We start from the raw sequence: 21,010 nt of genomic DNA, 5'->3' as shown, positions 1-21,010 counted from the left end.
TGAATCTTTCAAGGTGCCCGCTTATTTTTTCAAAAATTTGTAGGAACGAAAAAGGAGTTTTCTAACATGAAAAAATTTGGAATTGTAGCAGTTTGTTTGTTACTAATCGGGCTTATTGCCGGATGCGGACAGCAAAAAAAAGCGGACGATGTGCTGAGCGTTATCAATAATGCGAAAGACACAAGCATTGAACAGTTAATCGAGCGTGCAAAGGCGGAAACCGGTGATTTTACCGTGTACTCCACATCATCAAAAACCGATAAAACGGTCAAGGCGTTCTTTGCTAAATACGGACTGCAAGGAACCGGTTCCGGCGTAAAGCAGAGTGAAAAAGATTTCTATTCTGCTATTGAAAAGCTGATTGACGGCGGTTCGGCAGAAATTGATGCAGTCGTTACCCAGAACGGAGCTTCTTTGAGTGTTGAATTAGGCGCTGGAAATCTTATCAATTATAATCCCGTTGTACCCGGTGCAGCGAAGAGCGATATGTACGCGTTTATGTACTATTTTAAAGAATTTGCAATGGATAAAAAGTTCGATGAACAGATTACCAATGTGTGGGATTTAATCGACACCTCATCGGCAGTCTATTACCGAAAAGCGGGAGAGCCGATTAACCAGCTGTTTATGGCCGCGTTGACATCCGATGCATGGGCGCAAAAATTGTCTGCTGCCTATGACGAAAAATACGGCGCAGGAACATGTGATTCCGCTGTTGCTGCCGGAGGCTTTAAGAATGCTGGCTATTTATTTATAGACGGTTTTTTGAAAAAAGCAACCGATTACGAAAGCGAAGGTAAGATAGCATCCAAGATTGTTGTCGATGCGGAAAAGCCCGTTATCGGATTTTCTCCGGTAACAAAGTATTCAACCGGTGCAGAAGGAACATACAACAAAGTAAAATTTTTCAATAAAATGAAAGGCTTTAACGGTTATGCGTATAAATTTTATACGCAGATTGCAAAAACAACCGACCGTCCGTATACGGCGATGCTCTTTATTAACTATCTGTCAACGGCAGAAGGCATTGCGAACTATCAGGAAGGGAATGGGGTGTATTCTACAAATAACACGGTACAGCAGGATATAGATTCGTTACTCGACGGATTTGTACTGGAAAATTATGCCGATATAAAATCCGATTGGGCATCGATTGTCAAACTTCTTGAAGGGTATAATTGATCCGGTTTGTATCTTGTATAATATATGAAACCTATGACACTTACCGGGAAGAGGGCCGGCAACAAATTAAAAGCGTTTTTCGCACAGCCCTCAAATATCATTCTTACCGTTGCGCTCATTTTACTCGGTGTAACGACTATCTTCCCGCTCATTTCGATGATTATCGAAAGTTTTACCGTACATTTACGGGAGGCGCTGTTTCATGGAGAGCCGGCGGGAAGCATATCGCTCAGCGGATGGAAATCGCTTTTACTCACGTCGGAGTATAACTACAGTAAAAATTACTTTTACGTTCCGCTGTTTAACTCAATCTCCATGGCGTTGATTGCTTCCGCTGTTGCCATTGTTATCGGCGGAGTATTTGCATGGTTTATCAACCGGACGAACATCCCGCTGAAAAAACCGATATCGGCGCTGCTTTTATTTCCGTACATTATGCCGTCGTGGACGATTGCGCTTTTTTGGCACAATATGTTTGCTAACGTAACAGTACATGGATGCAGTGCAAACGGCATTATCGCTTCGTTGTTCCATATCTATGCACCGGAGTGGTTTGTTTACGGACGGTTCCCTATCGGAATGACACTCGGTATTCACTATGCGCCGTTTGCCTATATTCTGATCGGCGGTATTCTGAAAAACATGGATGCCAATCTTGAAGAAGCGGCAACCATTCTAAAAACGCCGCGCTGGAGAATCCTTACAAAGATTACCTTACCGATTGTAGCTCCCGCGATGATGAATACGTTTTTGCTGGTGTTCGCCAGTTCCGTAAGCGCGTATGCCGTACCCGTTTTTCTCGGTACTCCTATCGGCTTTATGACGTTAACCACCTCGATGACCTATTTTAATCAGGCATATCCGGCGCAAGGCTATGCAGTCGGTATCGTGCTGGTAGTATTAGGGCTATTCGTACTGGGCATCAACAACCTATTTACCGGAAAACGGAAGTCATACACAACAGTAACCGGCAAGAGTTCGCAAGTATCATTCATCAATTTGAAAGCAGCGCGGCGTCCGCTTGCAGCAGCAGGTCTTCTTATCGTCTTCGCTATCTCCATTCTGCCGATGATCACCTTTGCACTGGAATCGGTACTGAAAAGCGCCGGTAATTATACACTCGGCAATATGTCGTTTAATTTCTGGATCGGAGACCCCAATTCTCAAGCTCTGCAAGCGCAATACTATAACTGGGAAGGCGGTATTCTGGTCAATGCACATGTATGGAGTGCGCTGGGGCATAGCTTACTGCTCTCACTTGCCTGCGCACTGATTGCCGGCACGTGCGGACTGTTGGTCGGCTATGCGGTTGTAAACAAACGGCATTCCAAGCTATCAAAAATCGTGAGCACACTCGCGTTTATTCCATATCTTATTCCTTCGATGGCGTTCGGTATGGCGTACCTTGCGCTGTCGGTTAACTGGTCGTTTTTATACGGATCGTTTTTTCTGCTCGTGTTGGTCGGCGCTATTAAATATATGCCTTTTGCAACAAAGTCCGCTACAGGCGCGATGCTGCAGCTGTCAGGCGAAATAGAAGAAGCTGCAATTTTAACCAATACGCCGTGGTGGAAACGGATGCTGAAAATTATCTTTCCGATTCAAAAGCCGAGTTTCTTGTCGGGATATCTTTTGCCGTTTATCTCGTGTATGCGCGAACTATCGTTGTTCGTGCTTTTGATTGTGGATAGTAATTTCATTACAACGACCCTACTGATGTATTACAACGAAAAAGGATATTCTCAGTACGGCAATGCGTTAAACTTATTGATTGTCATTATCGTGCTGCTTATCAACTGGGTGGTGAATAAATTGACAGGCGCAAGCGTTACGAAAGGCGTAGGAGGAAAATAAGATGTCTGAGATTATATTGGAACAGGTGACAAAGCAATGGGGAAAATTTGTCGGCGTTGATAACCTCAATATGACAATAGATGACCGTGCATTTGTAACGCTGCTTGGTCCTTCCGGCTGCGGAAAAACGACAACGCTCCGGATGATTGCGGGACTGGAAACGCCTACATCGGGAAAGATTATTATCGACGGCACGCCCGTCTTCGATTCGGAGAAAGGAATCAATGTGCCGCCGTCAAAACGGAATGTCGGCTTTTTGTTTCAAAACTATGCGTTGTGGCCGCACATGACGGTGTATCAAAATATTGCATTCGGCTTGCAAAACTTAAAGTGGGATAGCCGGCGCATCAGAGAACGGGTGGCGGAGCTGCTTGCCTTGCTGAAAATCGAGCAATTTGAAAAAAGATATCCGAGTGAGCTTTCAGGCGGACAACAGCAGCGGGTTGCTATTGCGCGCACGCTTGCTCCCAACCCCAAAATTTTATTTATGGATGAGCCGCTGTCCAACCTTGATGCAAAGCTGAGGACGGAAATACGAGTCGAACTGAAACGGCTGCACAGTACCACCGATTCCACATTTGTGTATGTTACGCATGATCAGTTGGAAGCAATGACGCTTTCTACGAAGGTCTGCATTATGGAAAAGGGACTGTTAAAGCAATACGCCGCTCCGCTTGAGATGTACAATAAGCCGTCATGTGTATTTGTCGGCGACTTTATCGGTAATCCTACTATGAATTTTATCGAGGCGGAATACCGTAAGGGTACCATTCAATTTTGCGGATTGCAGGCGGAATTTGTCAGCGATACCCCACTCCCGTTTGAAGAAAAAAGTGTTATTCTCGGCATCCGCCCTGAATATGTACAGATAAGCGAACATGGAAGTGCAGAGGGAACCGTCTTTTCAACCTTACCTGCGGGCATGGAAACAACCGTTAAAATCAATTCACACGGCACCATTCTTACTTCCGTTGTGTTCGGCAGTGTCGATTATGACATTGATAAAAAAGTCTCATTCGATTTTTCCGGTAACTCCATCATCCTCTTCGATAAAGAAACCGAAGCAAATATTGCAATGGGACACTTGGGCATCTCTAAAACTCAAGGTTAGTTTTTAGAAGTTCACACTTGCAGTTTAATGGATAGTAGCATGACGTCAGAAACATTACATCAACTCTACGATTATTTAGTTCCGCTGGTAACGGGAGCCTATCGGGAAGCATCACGGTATAGTGTTCAGGGAATTGAAAAAAAAGAATTGAACGATATTGCCACGTTTACCGACCGGTTTATGGAACAAGCAATTGTAGAAGGCATCCGGCAGCGCTTTCCCGATCATACGTTTATCGGAGAAGAATACGGCGAAAACCGCGGGGAAAGTCCGTACGAATGGCTTATCGATCCGATTGACGGTACGGTGAATTTTGCTGCCGGTATTCCAATGTTCGGCACAACGCTCGCCTTGCGGAAAAATAAAGAAACGATTTTCGGTATCATATTCGATTGGCCGAATAACGCTATTTATTACGCAATCAAAGGCGAGGGAGCGTACTGCGGCACTGTGAAACTGCAGGTGTCGCAGCGTTCGCGGCTTGACGAATCGATTGTCAGTATTTGTTTAACATCGAGTTATAATGCCGAATACAGCGGAAAAGTGCTCGACCTTATACAAAAATTACAGCCGCATGTACGCGGCATACGGATAATTGTTTGTACGGTCTATGAGCTTATCTGGCTTGCCACTGGCAAAAGCGAAGCGATGATCAACGTCAAGCCGTCAATGGGCTTAAGTTCCTGCGCCGGTAAGTTGATTGTCAGCGAAGCGGGCGGTAAGGTAACCAATCTATCGAATAAGCCGCGACAAGAAATCGATGATTTATTAATCACCAACTCGGTTATCCATGATGCAGTGTATAACATTATCGCGCAGAAAGATACCGATAAAATTGTACATGCAACCGATTCATTTCATCGGGAGCTTTCATCGAATGCCGGTACATAAACATATATCCGAAATGGCTTTTGAAAATGAGTGTAAAAATGTGCTGTAATATCCGAATGGGCAAACGCCTTAACAAATGCATCTTCGGCGGTGAAAGTTTTACGTCGGAATGGTACAGCATAGTAACATTCTTTTTGATTTGCCGTACGGTTTCATTCATAATGCTCGATTCTTTCCAAACCGTTTCCGGATTTTTTGCTTTGTAATACGCATCGGCAATCGGAACAACCAGCGCCAGATGACAGAGTTGCCAGCAGTGCATATCTTTTACAATCCCGTGCGGTATGTTCGATGCGGTAAAAAGAGCGGCTAATTTTTTCAAACGTTCGGATTTATTTCCATTGATTTCGGCAAAGGTCGTAAGTTGAATAATACGCGGCGTAAAGTCCGCGTTAAGGATGCCCTTTTCATAACTGCCGCCTGCACCCGGAAATGCCGGTATAATACGTCCTGTTCCGCAAATACGTTCCCAATTACCGTACGGTTCAAGCGTGTTGACCATTGTAACAATATTCGGACTGATATTGTGCTTCAACTCTTGTAACGCCGTATGTACTTGATTTTCCTTTACCGTTAGAAAAATAAAATCATACCAGTCATCTTTTTCCAATGTACCGATAACGGTAACATTTGCTCTGTGGATGTTGCCCTTTTTCTCATACTGTAGACCGAGGGTTTGCAGTGCTTTAAGCCTTTCCCCTCGTGCGTACACCGTGGTGTTATATCCTGCTTCAGCAAACGCAGCGGCATACAAACTGCCGATTACACCTGCACCGTAGATTAAGATTTTCATTTTACTACCTGTCTAATAGCCGCACAGTTTTCAGTTTTCTATCATCAGTATAGAACATTTTTATCTTTGATGGTATGCTCTCGACACAACTCATTAAAGGATATTGTTATGCCTAAAACTCTGATTATTCTTGCTCACCCTACTATTTCTCAATCTATCGTTCATAAACACTGGGCGGCTAGAGTGCGGCACCATACCGATCGCTTTACTGTTCACGAACTATACACTGCCTATCCTCAAGGTAAACTTGATGTAGCGGCTGAACAAAAATTGATAGAAACTCACGATGCAATGGTGTGGCAATTTCCCGTATACTGGTTTAATTGTCCGCCATTACTGAAACAGTGGTTCGATGAAGTGCTGACTCATGGCTGGGCTTATGGCTCGAAAGGCAAAGCACTTACGGGCAGAAAAATTGCACTTGCCGTCTCGCTCGGTGCGCCGGCCATAGACTACCGCGCAGACGGTGCTGTCGGGTGCAGCGTTGCCGAAGTACTGCGTCCGTTTGAACTGACAGCGAAATACTGCAATGCAGACTACCGCCCGCCGTTCATCTTCCACACGATAGACAGCAACGCAGGATATAGCGAAGCTGCACAGAAAGAGGTAGAGCAGAGCGCAAGGGACTATTTAGCTTGGTTGGATGCACTGCAACAAACATAAGGCATAATCGACAGAGAAGAACGTTTGAATTATTGCATACTCTTTTACTTTTTCAGCAAGGCTCTCGTCGTAACAAAGGGTATTAAAGCAAAAACAACAACACCGTTCTTTATCGGGCACGGGGAAAGTGCAAGGATTGCCTTTTCGGATTCAGCTATACTTTATATATTTAAAGTCCCTTTAAGTAACAATTGAAATAATCTTTTTCCCTATAGATTTTTGTACCCGAAAAATTTTTTAATCCGGCCTTTCGGTAATTTTGTATTTTGCCGCTACTATCTATGTAGCTGTGATTTATCACTTCGGTAATATCGGAAAAATTATAATTTTCGGGAAGATCAAAAAAAGAGAATGAGAAGGCTGTGCCGAAATTAAAATAATTTCCGTCACGCATTTTCACAACAAATCCCGTCCAGCTCATTAACGTTTCGCCTCTTATTTGCTTTAATATTTCTATCGGAAAAGAATACCGGCTTCTCTCTATTCTTACTATTTTTTTAGAGTCTATGATGTTATGTTCTATACAAAAATGACTTACGATTTGCCTGTAAGGATTCTCCTCATTATTGAGAAAAATTTTATTTTCTTTTTCTTCTTCGAATCTTCTTATCGCTAAATCTATATATGTATCCGCACATGAAAATTTTACGCATGGAATAATCACATCGTCTCTTAAAACTACAGACGCTCGATATATACATCCATATATATCATCCACTATCGGTTCGATATTCATTTTTAAAAATGTAATTATTTCTTTTTCATTCATATTCGACTTCTTTATTCGTACAGAAAGTTTAACGCCCCTCCGCATGAATCACAATAGTTGCTCTTTGCGTTTTATTATATTGCACCTATATCATTTGTAGATTTTGTGTACTTCAAATATATAAAATAATTTATTCCGCTTTGTTTGGCATATTTTTGTTTTAGTCGATCATACTCCTTAAAACCTATTCTTTTATATGCCGTAATTGCAGGGATATTAGTATCCGTTGTTTCCAGAATAACTTCTTGATATTCCTAATATCGTTGACACAATCACTTGCCCTTTTGATTTCGATCATAAGTAAATCAGCTCTTTTCACAATATATTATATTATCGCATTAACCGCATAATGGCAAAAAGTGTACCGGATACTATAAAAGCTGTAAGCGTCATTGCAACAATCCCTTTTAGAAATCCGATAAAATGGAATAGATAATCTTTATTGCCTACGCAGTTTTCGGTTCCCGGAAAAATAAATAGTTTTGAAGTGAGTACACATATCATGAACCAGTCTACAATGATTAAATCAACTACATTCCACGTCATCGACATAATCCACAGATGGAAAAAGACTGTAATGAACGAGACACTTTTGGCACCATAGGTATAAAGCACCGACAAAACAGCCGTACCGATAATTACTAAAAAACTGCAAACAAAAAAGACAATGCTCTGCAGTTTTTGCTTTTTATCCGGTTGCGGTATATTGGCACATTGTACTACGTCTTTCGGATAGTCATGCGCTATCGTCCATGGGAATTTACGAACTGAAACCGATACTATTATCATCCACACTACCGACCAGACAAAACCGTGAATAATTGCTGTGTTTATTTGTAAAACCATAATATACCTTCCTTATTCGTACTGTCTGTTACCCGCAGCATAGGCGCCGGTATCTATATCGAGAACTTCGCGCACAGGTTGGATAAGCGATTCTTCGTAGCGGCATATCCATCGTTCAGGCGGTGCAGAATCGTCCGGTATGCCGTCAATGGTGTCGCCGGTTTCTATGGGGTTATCATTTATTAAAAGATACAACGCGGTGTTGTATGCATGATTTACCATCAGATTCGGATCAAGTCCGTGAAAATGATATTGTAAGTCGGGTAAGAACAACAAGCCCATACCGAGCGTATCGACAAGCATATCTTCACCGCCTTGAATAGTAAAAAAGCGGACATTCACGGCGAATTGAATAAAACGGTTTTCACGGGGAAGCGTATGGTTGCGAATAGTTTCTGCGGTAAAAAGTTTCCCCGAATTTTCAAAATAAACGGCAGTACAGTCAGGGAAAAGCTCGACCAGCGCCTCTGTAAAATCCATATCGAGTTCTGCACGCTCTGATGCGGGAAGCGCCGCCGCCAGCATATCGGTACCGATGAGTGCATACCGGCATTCGGACAAAATAGCATCTTTATCTTCTCCGCAGTCCCACATCTGGCTTTTGGTAAAATCGTCAATGGTGCTTCCGTCAAAGGCGGCGGGAGCAATCATCAGCATAGGCGGATACGCCCCATCCTTAAATTCCGCCCGATATCGAGTGGCGGCAAACTGCGCTACGGCAGTGTCGGAATCGTACGAAAAACATTCGGCATCTCCCAAGCGCTTTTGCATCACCGCTTCCATCTGCTCTCGAGCCGGCATTGTTACCGGCGCTTTGAATAAGAGCTTTACAATAAAAATGCTGCCAACCTTTTCTTCTTTGGTTAAATCCTGTTGAAAAATCTTATCCATATTTTGCCTACCCTTCTCTTATTTATACAGCGCAATTTCTTTTTCTATAATCTCTTGCTTTACGGATTTTATCAATGTTTTTACATTCGTCTTGCAATCGTAAACAAAATACGATTGTATCGTTCCGTCATATTCTGAATACAGAATTTCTTCGCCGCCGAGAAAGCGAAACGTAATTATTGAAGACGAAATCTCTTTCACATGCGTACCGTCGTAATCGGAAACATAAAGCGCAATATCATCCTCGCTATTCAAAATCTTATCATTCGTTGTATCGTTTTTAACGACGGCATACACATTACACTCTTGAGGATATCTCGGCGGCTGATCTTTCTCAACCTCTGTTAAGCAATATTTATAGATAAAAACATTTGCCGGAAACAACTTGTATTCTTCCCGCCCGTTATTTTTCACAAAAACAAGGTTTGTGATACCATCTCCACCAAAACCTTTTCCCAACACATTCGAAAATCCATTTCCCGACCACTTGGATTTTTCCGTACCGTATGCTTCATCCGCCTTAATCGTCGAGCTTTTCACGCTAAAAATATATACATCTTTTATTTTTCTCTCAAATTCCAGATGTTCTTTAATTTCTATGTGTGCCTCCTCGACAACTGCAATCTGCTGCGCCCGCGTTCGATGAAACGGTAACAAATCATTAATGAGTGCCGCAGTCAGAGCTATAATCCCCAAAAGAGCAAAAACAAACACCAACACAAAATCCGCTTTTTTGATAAACTCAAAAATCTTCTTTTTCATTTTTTCTCCACAATCATTTTACCAATTTTCTTTGAGATTATTGTAGTTTGTATTTTCTCAAATCTAGTACATAACCGATTTAACCAAAATAAAAAGTATTAGATTCCTTTGATTACAGCAAGCACGATTATCAAAAAATACTGATAACAGTTTTTGATTTTAGCACATACCACCTCACTTCTCAATGATGATGCACGATATTTTAACCGATCTTACATAAACCGTCTATTCACCGCGGATTGATACGATAAAATAGATACCAGCACGAGAGGGTTTTAATTGAAAGTGCAGCATTCCTATGATATAATCTAATCAATTTATAAAAGAAATCTAATATGTCCATTCAACGGATAGCTTACTGAACCGCTTGGAGATAAAATGAAAAAATCACTTTTAATCATAGCACTTCTGTTCGCCTCGCTCGCGGCATTTACTGACGACAGCGGCTCATACAAGCCGGAGGACTGGACTTACGGGAACATCTATGTCAAGGAGCCGAACGACAAAATCGCACTGGAGCGAGAGCTTCTGGTTGTAGAGCATACGGCTATCGGTGAATATGACAGAAAGAGCGACACGTTTGATAAAACCAGCGGGCGCGAAGTAACCGTACGCTTTGATTTTCTGAACACCACGCGGGAGCGCGTCACCGTGCCGTGTGCATTCCCTGTGGTGGTAAAGACACAAGTCAGCGTAAAAAAAGATGGGGAAATAAGATGAGTGAGGTAGAAGCATGATAAAATGCAAAACATTTATTTTCGTATTAATGACTTGTTGGTTCTTATTAAATTCTTGTAATAAATCAAAAACAATAGCTCACAACGATACAAATATAATACGAGAAAATAGGTATGCTGCTACTACATTATCAGCAGTTATAATAGGTTCCAGTATTTTAGAAATAAAAGATAAGAATGGACATTTGGTATTAAGATATTCTTGGGATGAAGCACAATCCCGATACCCGAATGCAGATACAATTTATGATCTCGGATGGGATGATAGCAATAAAAATTATTGGTTTTGGTCTATAACCCCTACTCATATTTCATATATCGCAAAATATAATGTCGATAAAAAAGAACTGTGCTATTTTGATGCTCCCGATGATATTTGTGGTTACAATGAATATTGTTTTGACACGAATAAAGCTATTTTAATTTATTCAAATTGGGTCAATCCTCAATCTCCGGAAGATGAAAAGGAGATATTGAGCTCGCAAATTATTTTAAAAAAATACAATGTTGAACAAAAAAAGATATCAATTATTGAAACTAATATTGGAAATGAATATTCTCCGGTACTAGAAAATGGATTAATTAAATATCATGTTAGAGAAGAAGTAAAGATATTATCTGATTAAGAAAAGAATGCCTATCTCCGAAAGCGAGCCCCATTAACTTTGCACTGTAATGAGCAAAAACTGCAAACATGACCATGATTGCAGTATAATCGGTAAAGAATATGGCATAGCCTTTTTCCATATCGAGAAAAAAGAACTGCTGCTGCAAAACGAGATAGCACTTTTCTCATCGATTATGTTTTGCACAAATTGCACTGCATAGTCCGCCGCTTTCCGCCTCGCGTTTCCATAAAAAACGTGCTTTTCTCTGTCAAGCTTTATGAGCTTGGCATTAGGGAAGGTCTTAATCGCACGCTCCGAATACGACAGCGGTACAATCGAGTCGTCTGTTCCATGAATGATGAGCGTTCTGCCGGAATACTGCGGCATCAACGTATAAATATCAAAGGATAGTGCATCCTTGTTATAAATGTGCCCGATGGTTTTTCCCAGCAGCTTCATTTCAGCAGGAATCCGTTCGGGATCGGGGGTGCGCCGCCGAGCATCATCCTGCAGAACAAATGCGGGATATAATAAAACTAGACCGGCAACATCGGCGGGACATTTTGCCGCGACATAGGTTGAAACGAATCCGCCTTGGCTTTCTCCGAATAAAAAGATTTGCGCACGCTTAAAACGCGGGTCGGCTTTTAAGTTGTCGAGAATGACTGTCAAATCTTCAGCCTCGGTAAGCACCGACATTTCCGTCATTTTCCCGGCGCTTTTGATATGATTGCCACCGCCGATAAAATCGAAAATATATGCGGCAATCCCCTGTTCCGCAAAAGCCGCTGCATAGTCTTTAACACCTCCATGATTTCCGCCGAATCCGTGCGAAAGGATGACTAAGGGCATCTGAGAGGTTCTATCGGGGATAAAAAGCTTTCCGTATATTTTCATGCCGTTCCTTTGAAAGCATTGTTCCTCAACTTTAAAGGCGGACGGCATTGCATTTGTTTGTGCCGCGGCAATTGTTCCGATATACAAGATAGCTGCCGATAAAAGCATACATTTTTTCATATAAATTAATTCAGGTTTTAGATACATGGAGATAGTATAGCATAAAAATATGAAAAAGAGAGAGGGAAACTACAGACCTCCTTAGCATGTTTGGTTGTTTACAGATCATAAGCACAACTTTTTACCGGTAAAACAATACATTAAATTATACTTGCTTTTTCAAGTTTTATATTCATATCTATCTCTGCGTCTCTTGATTTTCTGTTTCTCTGCGGATATTTCTCAGCCAAAATCCTATGCCAAGATACATGAACATAGATAGCACTCCGGCAGATAACGAGAAAACGAGCGCTGTTTGCGAGTGTATAACTACCGCACCCGATAGCAACAAAGGATTGATGTAGGCATCTTCCATTGTGTGCATAATAACCGCAGGCCATACACTTTTGGTGATTCTAAACATTTCAACATACATCACAATCCAACTCAGACAAACCAGAAATCCCCAAACAAAAAAGAAGGGTCTGCTTACCGAGAATCCCATGTAGTCGTTTATTTCTTTTTGAGTAAGAAAGTACAAAACATACGGCAAATGCCACATCCACCAAATAATGCCGCTCACAATATAGAGTGTGCAATCTTTCAGTTTTAGTTTTAAGAGCTGATTTGTCAAATACGCACGCCATAAAGATTCTTCAAAAAAGTTTTTAATAAACTGAATGATTATTTGGCTGCCAAGAGTAGTCAATAAAACAGCACCATTCATCTTGCCGAGACCTATACCGTTAAAGAGTAAGCCGGTCAATATTATCAACGTTGCTACTACCGGATATATCAAAAATGAGACAAGATACATTGTTCGATGTTTTTTTATGTTCAGATGATAACCGTGTTCCTTCCATGTATCACCGCAAAATGACCGTAAAATAATCACTAAAAATAAGGGACTGATAAGCCATATTCCCATTCCTGCCGTACCGGTATCGCCCATACCTGCATTCGTATAATCGGCATGTCCCGTCATCCTGTCAATAAAATATCCTACAAAGCCTATTACTGATATAAAGACAATAAATATCAAAAGATTTCTTTTTATTGTACGTGTATTTTCCATTAGATCATCTCCTATCTTAAAATAAACCTGCATTTATTTTCTTTTGCAATTCTTTGAACCATTTAATATGAAACTGTACTAAATCCGCCCCATGTTGTGCCGTCAACATTTCGTACTTATGTATGTCGGAAAAACTTTGGGCGATATTTTTGCTTTTTCCCGCGCGCAACAACGCTGCGGCATAATCAGGATTATCGGCATAGTAATCAAGCAATTCTTTTTTGTTTGCTTCAACATCCTTGTTTACTTCCAGTATTTGTTTTAGATATGTAAGTTCGCTTTCTAAATTTTTTATGACAGCGGAAATGAGTTCAACACGTTTATCGTTCGGTAAGACACCCATAAACAAAAGCTTCCCGAGTTCGGTATTTTTTCCTTGCGACATATCCATCGGGTTTTGCAGCCACAGTAAAAATTCCTTCCTGCCGTTTTCTTTTATACGGTAATATTTTTTTTCCACATTCTTTTCTTTTACGGCAGAGCACGTAATAAGTCCGTTTGACAGCAGGTTTTTCAGAGCTGCTTGAATGCTCCCCATACTATCGCTGCACATAGCGGTGAAGTTTTCGGCTATCATCGCTTTTAATTGATAAACCGTCATTTCTTTTAACATCAATAAACCGAGCAAAAAATATTTCATATACTTCATCTTCCCTGTTTATAACATTACTATTAGACATATCTAATAGTAATAGTTTGGATAATAAATGTCAATAGACGAAATAGTAATTTTGTTTTTCCTAAAGTTGAATACTATTGAATTGAATTATTCACAACAGGAATTGATTGATTTCGATTTGCACTCCATATACAGCAAGCGAAAGATTTCTGAGGTAATAAGAGGACTACTCAGAGGACTTTTCTCATGCCTCACGCGCCTTACAGCTCCACGACAATTTTCCCGTTTACCTTACCGCCGTCGCATGCTGCACAGGCTTGGGCAATATCGCGGAACGCAAAGTGTGCACCGATAAGCGGCTGTAAGGTATGCTCGGTTAAAAAGCTGAAAATTGAATCGATGTCGGCTTGCGTAGAAAAATTACTGTGAAAGCCGGAAACTTCCGTTTTGGAGCGTGTCGGAGAATCGTTCAAGGATGGGGTAAAGATCTAATATGTTCAATCTACTACCCAATCTTCAATTTTCAAGCCGTTTACTCTTGAAAATTCGTTCGCATTATGAGTAATAAGAGTCCCTTTTTCATGAAGAACAGTGGCAGCAATCAGTAAATCATTTGCGCCTATCGGTGTACCTGCAAGCTCCAAATCTTTTCGGATTTCTGCGTAGGAGTAAGCCATTTTATCTGTAAAATTCACAATTTCAAACGGCTTCAAAAATTTTTCCACTTTCTCTGTAGTCTTTTCTCTTGTCTGGCTTTTAAAAGCGCCAAGCAAAAGTTCGCCTTTTACTACTGAAGAAATTTTTATCTCTTTTGGCGAAACTGATAAGAATTTTTCGCGGACAGATGGAAACTTTCCATTCATAAAGTAAATGCACGTATTTGAGTCTATAAAATACATTAAAAAGCCACTCGCGTTTCAAGTTTCGGCTGCTCAGGTCTCGTAAATGCCGGGTCAGCAACAGAGCCGAATAGATCAGCCCAGCCCTCCGGATAATGAGGCTCTATTCTTTCCATGATTTTGCTCACGACCCACTTTGAAAGCGACATATTTTCCGCATGAGCTTCGTTTTCAATTTTGAGAAGCTGCTCTTGCGTAACATATAATGATAACTGCGGCATATTCGTACCTCTTTTTATCCAAGTGTAAAACAGTTTATTATAAAAATCAAGTATATTTGCACGTATATTATAAAACAGCGGAAATAGCCTGCCATTTTGCTTTGTCACAAAAACTACAGGTAACTGTCGACTACAAACCCCCGATACTTTACATCACGGGTATTCATTTTTTCTCCCCCGTTAATTTTGCACCGTAATGTGCACAAGCTGCAAACAGGACGATAATTGCACTATAATCGGTAAAGAATATGGCATAACCTTTTTCCATATCGAGAAAAAAGAACTGCTGCTGCAAAACGAGATAACGCCATACGCCGCGCGAAATAAATGCATACAAACCATAGGTGCAAATACCGGCAAGCAGCGTATACAACATAATCGTTTTCAATCGTACCGGCTGTACAGACGCTCCCGTTTTTGTTTCTGCCGTCCGCTAATGCTTTGCCGCAATGTGGCGGGAAATCATCCCTGCGTGCAGCCCGATATGCAGCGACATAAATAAAAAGTACCAATGGCTTGCGAGCATGTGTGCTATCCGTACAAAGTTCGCACCGGAGCTGATCCCCAGAAATGCAAAAACATGCTGCGAAAGCACAATGCCGCTTATCATCAAAAATGCTGCACACACAAGAATACCGCAGTTTATTATTGTCTGCATAATGCGGAACGGACGGCACGCGCCTTACAGCTCCACAACGATTTTCCCGTTTACCTTACCGCCGTCGCATGCAGCGCAGGCTTGGGCAATATCGTGGAACGCAAAGTGTGCACCGATGAGCGGCTGTAAGGTATGCTCGGTTAAAAAGCTGAAAATTGAATCGATGTCGGCTTGCGTAGGAAAATTGCTGTGAAAGCCGGTAAGATACACACCGCTCGGAATTTCTTGGATGGGGGCGAAATGCTCAAGTGCGAACACACCGCCGAGTACGCCCGTATTGCACACAATGCCGCCCGCCGCCATGCACCACAGCGTATCACGTAAGGTTTTGCAGCCAACCAGTTCCAGCGCTTTGGTAAAGCGGGCATTATATGTTTCAGATAAATTGCCGGTATCTAAGATGCATTCATCGGCACCAGCCCCTTTCAGTAGGTTCAGTTTGCTTTCACTATGTGTTGTGGCAGCAACGCGGCAGCCGATCGCTTTTGCAATCTGCATAGCAGCGTAACCGAGAGCGCAGGTGCCGCCCCGGACAAGCAGCGTGTCGTCTTTTTGTAAACGCAGGCATTGGAACAGAGAACCCCATGCGGTAAAATAGGTTTCGGGAACGGCGGCAATGTCAGCCCATGTCATATCGGACTGTATTGCAAAAACGTGGTGAGCAGGCAGCAGGGCGTATTCGGCATAGCTGCCATTGAAGCTGCGTCCCATGCCCCAACGCCAAGGTCTGACAAGCAAATTTCTGATGATAAGGGCACCTCTAAAAAACGAAGTTTTTAGAAGTTCCCACTATTTTGAATCGAGATTTTATGAGAGATAGGAGGATATGAATATGGACGCAAAAGACAAACACCGGCAGCATCATATACAGGTATGAAATGCCGTTATCCAAAAACATATTCCGACAATAAGTGAAAGCGGAGTCATAACATATTTTTCTTTCCTACTTTTTGAAATCATGTTCATAATAGTATTCAAAGATAGGTAAGCGGCAAAGAAGAAACAAATGGGAACCTCTAAAAACCTCAGTTTTTAGAGGTTTTCCTTAGATTTAAGTTGCGATGTTTTAATTTAAGTCATTGCGATATAAAGACTTAAATTAAAACTCGTCGGGCATCTCTAAAAATCTAACCGAGTTTTTAGAGATGCCCAAATATATTTAGTAACCTTAAAAGACAACCACAAGGAGATAAAACCTCCTGCTTACAAAATAATTATCATTGCAAAAATTTGGATAGCCACCGAAATGACTGCCGCAACTCTCAACTTCTTAGGTAAGATTTTATGTTGCCCGCCCATTGTAAATTCGCCCAGAGGCAAGCCGCATTTTGTTATACGGTGGCCGGCTTTGACACAAACTCCTTACCGAACTTTTTGTTCGAAGAAAAACACTGCCTTCCACCGGCTCCCCAGTCCCGTCAAACTAGGGTATCACTTTTCACTCGTATTTTCTAATCGTAACAACTCCTTTACAAGGGTCATGCCCTTACTAAAAATGGCGAACTTATGCCCGGGTTCCGCTGAATCACTTCAGTCCATCACATTACCGCTTGTTCGTTTAGTTTTTATCATGCCTCCTTTCCATTTTTTGAATTTTTGACAACAAAAAAGGAAGTATCGGCAATTTGCTTTTGCTTCCTCTTGGTAATATCCTATTTGATTTTTTACTTCGACAAACCGGGATTTATGAAGCTGAATTTATCCACTGCTTTAGTTCCTCCGATAAGCGCTCATCAACATCAATCCTCGTCTGCTTACACTCTTTCGGATACTGCTTTGCCTCCTTAAAAGCCATGCTGATAAACAGCCCGGAACCCACGGGAAGAATGCCTGTTAACATGGTCTGCGGAAATATAAAATGCGTTCCATGTTCATAGGTCATGAGAACTACACTGTTATCCGCGTCCCTTTCTTTCAGCCTGTTTTCCATTCTACGAATGTATTTGCAGGTATCCCAAAGTACATCATCCTCCGCACCAATCAGCAGAATGCGGCCCTTTATATTCTCCACCTTTATTTTCTCGGCTTCCTGCACGGGATGCCTTTTCTCCGATTCATCGAACAAATCGCGACTGGCAACCATCGCGCCGCGCCGTTTGGATTCCTCAGATATTTTCTGCCAGTATTCCGGATGGCGATACGCATAGGGCAGATAAGGAAGCGGCTTACCGTGATACGAAACAGATGACTCTCCGTCTCCCGGACGTTCGTGAGCCCCGTCTTTCCCATCCTGATAAAAACCTTCCATCACAAAATCAGAAGGAGAAATGGCTATCGTAAGCGTTATTTCCGAAAAGCATGACGCTGCGACAAGCGCAAGCATACCAGTTGTCGAGGCACCCATAATACCGATTTTTTCATTACCCATCGTCTTCAGAAATGCAAGTGCCTTCTCAAAACGTTCGAGTGGATAGTTATGGTGACCGTAATCTTTTGGGGCCGGTGACATTGTGAGGACGTTCAGACCTTTCTTTTGAAGCCATTTGACGCCACCCTTTGCCATCATGTCTTTTGTATCATCACCAAGCATGGCAATCATGCAATATTTACTGCCGTTCGGATTCGGCCAGTATACGCCGTTATATCCATCTTTCTCTATTGTTTTGATTTCTTTCTTCATGGGAAAGTTTCTCCTCTTCAAATTCAAATTTGTCAATTTCTCGTCCATCCTACTATATCACTTTTCTCATATTTTTCCAATTTGACGCACTGTAGATTATCCTCATTTTACATACTACATCTGAAATGCCGTTATCCAAAAACATATTCCGGCTATAAGTGAAAGCGGAGTCATAACATATTTTTCTTTCCTACTTTTTGAAATCATGTTCATAATAGTATTCAAAGATAGGTAAGCGGCAAAGAAGAAACAAATATATTTAGTAACCTTAAAAGACAACCACAAGGAAATAAAACCTCCGGCTTGCAAAATAATTATCATTGCAAAAATTTGGATAGCCACTGAAATGACTGCCGCAACTCTCAATTTCTTAGGTAAGATTTTATGTTGTCCTCCCATTGTAAATTCGCCCAAAGGCAAACCGCAAGCAACAAGAACTGTCATAATCGCTATAACTCCAAATAATACTGCACCTAATATTGAAAGCATAAATCAATATTCTCCCTTCGCATAAAAGACGCATAACAATATTTACACGCATGTATACATCCGGTGTATGGATTAACGGAATAGTCCGCTACGGGTAAATTTGATTTCGTTATAACGCTGCGCACCGCACTGTGTTTGATAATAGTGGCGGCGTTCATCGCATCAAATGCCATACTTGTATTTTACTCTTTCTCTACACTCACCAGCTTCCGTACTCCGTCTTTAACACTAAGAGCTTGTGCATTATTGATAGCGCATAGTTCGATCTTTGAGAATGACTGCATAATGTCTGCGGTAACTTTTTTGAATGGTGCGGTAAGATAGTGCGGTAGCACATAAAAATTGATGAGTCCTAATCCGGCATAATCACTCTGAGAATAATTTTCCGGAATAGGATCCATTTTTTCAATATAAGAAAGCTCCGGAGCACATACAATAGCGCCTGCTGATTCCCCAATAAATAATTTCCCTTTTTCCAGCTGTTGCTTTAGCAACGTATCCGTACCGGTTTTCCTCAATTGATCAATAAGGAAAAATGCATTACCGCCGGTAAAATAAATAATATCTGCTGCATCAAACACCTGCGTAATATCGGAAGCGTTTGCAGTTGAAATCTCAATTTCAGTCAGCTCGGCTCCTAATTTTTTGAATAATGTACGGGCTGACCCTACATAGCCTGTGTACCCTTCGTGTATCGATGCAGTGGGAATGAAAGCAACTCTTTTCCCCGCAATGAGATCTTTAAGAAGAGCGCCTACTTTCGAAAAGTGTGAGCACAAAAATAAATTCATTTCTCTACACCCCCTCGGTGAATGATGGGTTTAGATCATTATAATATACGGATAATTTTTCACTGCTTTGGTCAGGGGTTATCCTTAGCACCGAACATACCCGTAAGTGAAGCAGCTTCGATTGCGTGCCCCTTAATCGCGGCTTTAAGCTCTTTTACGCTGCTGCCCGCCGGAAGACTCAGATTCATATCGAGCGCATAGAGATAAAAAATATAGCGGTGCGTCCCAAACGGCGGTTGAGGCCCGTTGTAGCCGCTCGTACCCCAGCTTGTTTCGCCTTCGACGGCATCCGATGGCACATTACCTTCTCCGATCGACGTTGTTTGCGGCGGAATGTTCCACAGCGTCCAATGATAAAATCCGCCGGGAAGCGGCGCATCCGGATCGTGCACGATAATCGCAAGACTCTTTGTACCCTCCGGTACACCGTCGATTTCGAGCGGAGGAATGTGATTCGCTCCGAGTTTTGCAAATTCTTGGGGCATTTTTTCGCCGTCGGCAAAAGCCGTGCTTGTCAACTTCATAGAACCTCCTTCAGTAAGCGGCTTGATTTCGTCTTTACTTGAGCAGCTTCCGCAGGAAATAACAATCAGCGCCGCCATAAATGGCAGCATTTTCGTATAGATATGTTTCATACCAATATTTTATGACAAAGGCATTTTAAGTCAAGATGCCAAACGGTTGCTTCGGGTACACACATCAGGCTGTTTTAATAGTCTTACACAGTGATGATTGAGGATTGATGATAAAATACTCATGGATTATGCTACCGTAATCTTGATATTCAATGCCGTTAGCATATACCAGGTTACACCGTTATTTCAATTTGATTATCTTCAAATGCGACAATACAACTTTCATAATATCCGTCTCCGGTTGTCCGCGGCCCGCTTACAACTTCGTATCCGGCGTTTTTAAGCCTTTCAGTTAAGGCATCAACCGCATCTTTGCTTCCGACGGAAAATGCAATATGGATATAGCCTGTACGCGCAAGTGTTTTCTCACAATCAGCTACATGCGGCTTTTTCATAATTTCCAGCCGTGCACCTTCATCAAAGGTGATAAAATATGAGCGGAAATCGGTCGTTTTATTATGGTATCCGGTATTGGGATGTCCGCCAAAATAGTCAACAAAAAAGTCTTTTGCTTTTTCCAAATCATTGACATACATGGCAATATGTTCAATTTTCATTTTCGGCTTCCGTAATTGTCATCGGGGTAATTATTTTTACCTCCTTATTATGCGGATTTTATGCATTTCTTCAATATTTATTCAGCACTATTTGTGCATTTCTTCATTATTTTAAGATATGCCATGGTAATTTCAATCTATTCAATCTTTATTTTTTTCCTCCATCTGAGAGAGTCGCGGCTCTGTTCCTCCCCTACTCTGGTATAAAAAAACAAGAAAAAACGGCTGCCTTGACTTTTTACTGCTGTTCGGCTATTATCTGCTATCTTTATAAATAAGGAGTGTGTTCACGTGCCCTGCGGAAAAAAACGGAAGCGACAGAAAATAGCAACGCATAAACGAA

General features: G+C 41.7%; 26 protein-coding genes. 7 read left to right on the top strand and 19 right to left on the bottom strand.

The window, feature by feature from the left end; genetic code table 11:
- Positions 1–66 precede the first annotated feature (66 nt).
- Genes QI63_RS07515 through QI63_RS07500 form a run of 4 tightly spaced genes read left to right on the top strand, consistent with a single transcriptional unit; the run spans position 67 to position 5,038 of the window.
- Positions 67–1,182 carry a hypothetical protein gene (locus QI63_RS07515; protein WP_044015202.1) on the top strand — a complete coding sequence of 372 codons (1,116 nt, stop codon included), beginning with the start codon at positions 67–69 and terminating at the stop codon, positions 1,180–1,182.
- Positions 1,183–1,206: 24 nt separating this feature from the next.
- The gene (locus QI63_RS07510) at positions 1,207–3,036 is read left to right on the top strand and encodes an ABC transporter permease (protein ID WP_052185511.1); all 1,830 of its coding nucleotides are present in this window, start codon (positions 1,207–1,209) and stop codon (positions 3,034–3,036) included.
- A 1-nt stretch (position 3,037) separates the two neighbouring features.
- Positions 3,038–4,147 carry an ABC transporter ATP-binding protein gene (locus QI63_RS07505; RefSeq protein ID WP_044015199.1) on the top strand — a complete coding sequence of 370 codons (1,110 nt, stop codon included), beginning with the start codon at positions 3,038–3,040 and terminating at the stop codon, positions 4,145–4,147.
- Between the two features lie 39 nt (positions 4,148–4,186).
- Entirely contained in the window at positions 4,187–5,038 is an 852-nt protein-coding gene (locus QI63_RS07500; RefSeq protein ID WP_044015197.1) for an inositol monophosphatase family protein, read from the top strand.
- On the opposite strand, the gene QI63_RS07495 is transcribed toward QI63_RS07500, so the two are convergent.
- On the bottom strand, positions 4,956–5,831 hold the full coding sequence (locus QI63_RS07495) for a ketopantoate reductase family protein (protein WP_044015195.1): 876 nt from the start codon (positions 5,829–5,831) through the stop codon (positions 4,956–4,958). The two genes, QI63_RS07500 and QI63_RS07495, sit on opposite strands and share 83 nt — an antisense overlap.
- Before the next feature lie 108 nt (positions 5,832–5,939).
- Here QI63_RS07495 and QI63_RS07490 point away from each other — a divergent pair, with 108 nt between their 5' ends.
- Positions 5,940–6,494: an NAD(P)H-dependent oxidoreductase gene (locus QI63_RS07490; RefSeq protein WP_044015193.1), complete on the top strand. Its 555-nt coding sequence runs from the start codon at positions 5,940–5,942 to the stop codon at positions 6,492–6,494.
- A 169-nt stretch (positions 6,495–6,663) separates the two neighbouring features.
- On the opposite strand, the gene QI63_RS07485 is transcribed toward QI63_RS07490, so the two are convergent.
- The 4 genes from QI63_RS07485 to QI63_RS07470 form a co-directional block, all read right to left on the bottom strand.
- Positions 6,664–7,263: a hypothetical protein gene (locus QI63_RS07485; RefSeq protein WP_044015191.1), complete on the bottom strand. Its 600-nt coding sequence runs from the start codon at positions 7,261–7,263 to the stop codon at positions 6,664–6,666.
- Between the two features lie 330 nt (positions 7,264–7,593).
- The gene (locus QI63_RS07480) at positions 7,594–8,109 is read right to left on the bottom strand and encodes a hypothetical protein (RefSeq protein ID WP_044015189.1); all 516 of its coding nucleotides are present in this window, start codon (positions 8,107–8,109) and stop codon (positions 7,594–7,596) included.
- Between the two features lie 12 nt (positions 8,110–8,121).
- Positions 8,122–9,000, bottom strand: a complete 879-nt coding sequence (locus QI63_RS07475; protein WP_044015187.1) for a DUF4261 domain-containing protein — start codon at positions 8,998–9,000, stop codon at positions 8,122–8,124.
- Between the two features lie 18 nt (positions 9,001–9,018).
- Complete coding sequence (locus tag QI63_RS07470) at positions 9,019–9,762, bottom strand: hypothetical protein (RefSeq protein ID WP_044015184.1); 744 nt, start codon at positions 9,760–9,762, stop codon at positions 9,019–9,021.
- Positions 9,763–10,140: 378 nt separating this feature from the next.
- Between QI63_RS07470 and QI63_RS07465 the strand changes: the two genes are divergently transcribed.
- Together QI63_RS07465 and QI63_RS07460 are read left to right on the top strand one after the other, a co-directional pair.
- Positions 10,141–10,482, top strand: coding sequence for a hypothetical protein (locus tag QI63_RS07465; protein ID WP_044015182.1), 342 nt, complete (start codon positions 10,141–10,143; stop codon positions 10,480–10,482).
- Between the two features lie 13 nt (positions 10,483–10,495).
- Entirely contained in the window at positions 10,496–11,125 is a 630-nt protein-coding gene (locus QI63_RS07460; protein WP_044015180.1) for a hypothetical protein, read from the top strand.
- A 33-nt stretch (positions 11,126–11,158) separates the two neighbouring features.
- On the opposite strand, the gene QI63_RS07455 is transcribed toward QI63_RS07460, so the two are convergent.
- From QI63_RS07455 to QI63_RS07390, 14 genes are all read right to left on the bottom strand, one after another.
- The gene (locus QI63_RS07455) at positions 11,159–12,124 is read right to left on the bottom strand and encodes an alpha/beta hydrolase (RefSeq protein ID WP_081984425.1); all 966 of its coding nucleotides are present in this window, start codon (positions 12,122–12,124) and stop codon (positions 11,159–11,161) included.
- A 178-nt stretch (positions 12,125–12,302) separates the two neighbouring features.
- Positions 12,303–13,178 carry a CPBP family intramembrane glutamic endopeptidase gene (locus QI63_RS07450; RefSeq protein WP_044015179.1) on the bottom strand — a complete coding sequence of 292 codons (876 nt, stop codon included), beginning with the start codon at positions 13,176–13,178 and terminating at the stop codon, positions 12,303–12,305.
- Between the two features lie 16 nt (positions 13,179–13,194).
- On the bottom strand, positions 13,195–13,818 hold the full coding sequence (locus QI63_RS07445; protein WP_044017182.1) for a PadR family transcriptional regulator: 624 nt from the start codon (positions 13,816–13,818) through the stop codon (positions 13,195–13,197).
- Between the two features lie 239 nt (positions 13,819–14,057).
- Positions 14,058–14,270 carry a zinc-binding dehydrogenase gene (locus QI63_RS07440; RefSeq protein ID WP_044015176.1) on the bottom strand — a complete coding sequence of 71 codons (213 nt, stop codon included), beginning with the start codon at positions 14,268–14,270 and terminating at the stop codon, positions 14,058–14,060.
- A 24-nt stretch (positions 14,271–14,294) separates the two neighbouring features.
- A complete protein-coding gene (locus QI63_RS07435) occupies positions 14,295–14,696 on the bottom strand; it encodes a type II toxin-antitoxin system tRNA(fMet)-specific endonuclease VapC (protein ID WP_044015174.1) in 402 nt (133 codons plus the stop codon).
- Positions 14,696–14,917, bottom strand: a complete 222-nt coding sequence (locus QI63_RS07430) for a hypothetical protein (protein WP_044017181.1) — start codon at positions 14,915–14,917, stop codon at positions 14,696–14,698. The genes QI63_RS07435 and QI63_RS07430 overlap by 1 nt, the downstream gene beginning before the upstream one ends.
- Before the next feature lie 163 nt (positions 14,918–15,080).
- The gene (locus QI63_RS12440) at positions 15,081–15,305 is read right to left on the bottom strand and encodes a hypothetical protein (RefSeq protein ID WP_200877734.1); all 225 of its coding nucleotides are present in this window, start codon (positions 15,303–15,305) and stop codon (positions 15,081–15,083) included.
- 45 nt (positions 15,306–15,350) lie between these two features.
- Positions 15,351–15,575 (bottom strand): DUF4405 domain-containing protein, encoded by a 225-nt coding sequence (locus tag QI63_RS12435; RefSeq protein ID WP_052185508.1) that lies wholly within the window; start codon positions 15,573–15,575, stop codon positions 15,351–15,353.
- Positions 15,576–15,599: 24 nt separating this feature from the next.
- Positions 15,600–16,313, bottom strand: coding sequence for a zinc-binding dehydrogenase (locus QI63_RS07420; RefSeq protein ID WP_235619654.1), 714 nt, complete (start codon positions 16,311–16,313; stop codon positions 15,600–15,602).
- A gap of 946 nt (positions 16,314–17,259) precedes the next feature.
- Positions 17,260–18,195: an acyl-CoA thioester hydrolase/BAAT C-terminal domain-containing protein gene (locus QI63_RS07415; protein ID WP_006188636.1), complete on the bottom strand. Its 936-nt coding sequence runs from the start codon at positions 18,193–18,195 to the stop codon at positions 17,260–17,262.
- A 114-nt stretch (positions 18,196–18,309) separates the two neighbouring features.
- The gene (locus QI63_RS07410) at positions 18,310–18,684 is read right to left on the bottom strand and encodes a hypothetical protein (protein WP_044015169.1); all 375 of its coding nucleotides are present in this window, start codon (positions 18,682–18,684) and stop codon (positions 18,310–18,312) included.
- 182 nt (positions 18,685–18,866) lie between these two features.
- Positions 18,867–19,475 carry a Type 1 glutamine amidotransferase-like domain-containing protein gene (locus QI63_RS07400; RefSeq protein ID WP_044015165.1) on the bottom strand — a complete coding sequence of 203 codons (609 nt, stop codon included), beginning with the start codon at positions 19,473–19,475 and terminating at the stop codon, positions 18,867–18,869.
- Between the two features lie 71 nt (positions 19,476–19,546).
- The gene (locus QI63_RS07395) at positions 19,547–20,110 is read right to left on the bottom strand and encodes a YbhB/YbcL family Raf kinase inhibitor-like protein (RefSeq protein WP_052185507.1); all 564 of its coding nucleotides are present in this window, start codon (positions 20,108–20,110) and stop codon (positions 19,547–19,549) included.
- Between the two features lie 173 nt (positions 20,111–20,283).
- Positions 20,284–20,667: a VOC family protein gene (locus QI63_RS07390; RefSeq protein WP_044015163.1), complete on the bottom strand. Its 384-nt coding sequence runs from the start codon at positions 20,665–20,667 to the stop codon at positions 20,284–20,286.
- Positions 20,668–21,010 lie beyond the last annotated feature (343 nt).

This window comes from Treponema sp. OMZ 838, assembly GCF_000775995.1.
In the GTDB taxonomy this organism is placed as follows: Bacteria; Spirochaetota; Spirochaetia; order Treponematales; family Treponemataceae; genus Treponema.
This window is presented reverse-complemented; position numbering and strand designations above follow the sequence as displayed.

What these genes read in the sequence shown, in the direction of transcription:
- QI63_RS07515 (WP_044015202.1), top strand. Translation starts at nt 67, where the DNA reads ATGAAAAAATTTGGAATTGTAGCAGTTTGTTTGTTACTAATCGGGCTT.
- QI63_RS07510 (WP_052185511.1), top strand. Translation starts at nt 1,207, where the DNA reads ATGAAACCTATGACACTTACCGGGAAGAGGGCCGGCAACAAATTAAAA.
- QI63_RS07505 (WP_044015199.1), top strand. Translation starts at nt 3,038, where the DNA reads ATGTCTGAGATTATATTGGAACAGGTGACAAAGCAATGGGGAAAATTT.
- QI63_RS07500 (WP_044015197.1), top strand. Translation starts at nt 4,187, where the DNA reads ATGACGTCAGAAACATTACATCAACTCTACGATTATTTAGTTCCGCTG.
- QI63_RS07495 (WP_044015195.1), bottom strand. Translation starts at nt 5,831, where the DNA reads ATGAAAATCTTAATCTACGGTGCAGGTGTAATCGGCAGTTTGTATGCC.
- QI63_RS07490 (WP_044015193.1), top strand. Translation starts at nt 5,940, where the DNA reads ATGCCTAAAACTCTGATTATTCTTGCTCACCCTACTATTTCTCAATCT.
- QI63_RS07485 (WP_044015191.1), bottom strand. Translation starts at nt 7,263, where the DNA reads ATGAATGAAAAAGAAATAATTACATTTTTAAAAATGAATATCGAACCG.
- QI63_RS07480 (WP_044015189.1), bottom strand. Translation starts at nt 8,109, where the DNA reads ATGGTTTTACAAATAAACACAGCAATTATTCACGGTTTTGTCTGGTCG.
- QI63_RS07475 (WP_044015187.1), bottom strand. Translation starts at nt 9,000, where the DNA reads ATGGATAAGATTTTTCAACAGGATTTAACCAAAGAAGAAAAGGTTGGC.
- QI63_RS07470 (WP_044015184.1), bottom strand. Translation starts at nt 9,762, where the DNA reads ATGAAAAAGAAGATTTTTGAGTTTATCAAAAAAGCGGATTTTGTGTTG.
- QI63_RS07465 (WP_044015182.1), top strand. Translation starts at nt 10,141, where the DNA reads ATGAAAAAATCACTTTTAATCATAGCACTTCTGTTCGCCTCGCTCGCG.
- QI63_RS07460 (WP_044015180.1), top strand. Translation starts at nt 10,496, where the DNA reads ATGATAAAATGCAAAACATTTATTTTCGTATTAATGACTTGTTGGTTC.
- QI63_RS07455 (WP_081984425.1), bottom strand. Translation starts at nt 12,124, where the DNA reads ATGAAAAAATGTATGCTTTTATCGGCAGCTATCTTGTATATCGGAACA.
- QI63_RS07450 (WP_044015179.1), bottom strand. Translation starts at nt 13,178, where the DNA reads ATGGAAAATACACGTACAATAAAAAGAAATCTTTTGATATTTATTGTC.
- QI63_RS07445 (WP_044017182.1), bottom strand. Translation starts at nt 13,818, where the DNA reads ATGAAATATTTTTTGCTCGGTTTATTGATGTTAAAAGAAATGACGGTT.
- QI63_RS07435 (WP_044015174.1), bottom strand. Translation starts at nt 14,696, where the DNA reads ATGTATTTTATAGACTCAAATACGTGCATTTACTTTATGAATGGAAAG.
- QI63_RS07430 (WP_044017181.1), bottom strand. Translation starts at nt 14,917, where the DNA reads ATGCCGCAGTTATCATTATATGTTACGCAAGAGCAGCTTCTCAAAATT.
- QI63_RS12435 (WP_052185508.1), bottom strand. Translation starts at nt 15,575, where the DNA reads ATGCAGACAATAATAAACTGCGGTATTCTTGTGTGTGCAGCATTTTTG.
- QI63_RS07415 (WP_006188636.1), bottom strand. Translation starts at nt 18,195, where the DNA reads ATGAAGAAAGAAATCAAAACAATAGAGAAAGATGGATATAACGGCGTA.
- QI63_RS07410 (WP_044015169.1), bottom strand. Translation starts at nt 18,684, where the DNA reads ATGCTTTCAATATTAGGTGCAGTATTATTTGGAGTTATAGCGATTATG.
- QI63_RS07400 (WP_044015165.1), bottom strand. Translation starts at nt 19,475, where the DNA reads ATGAATTTATTTTTGTGCTCACACTTTTCGAAAGTAGGCGCTCTTCTT.
- QI63_RS07395 (WP_052185507.1), bottom strand. Translation starts at nt 20,110, where the DNA reads ATGAAACATATCTATACGAAAATGCTGCCATTTATGGCGGCGCTGATT.
- QI63_RS07390 (WP_044015163.1), bottom strand. Translation starts at nt 20,667, where the DNA reads ATGAAAATTGAACATATTGCCATGTATGTCAATGATTTGGAAAAAGCA.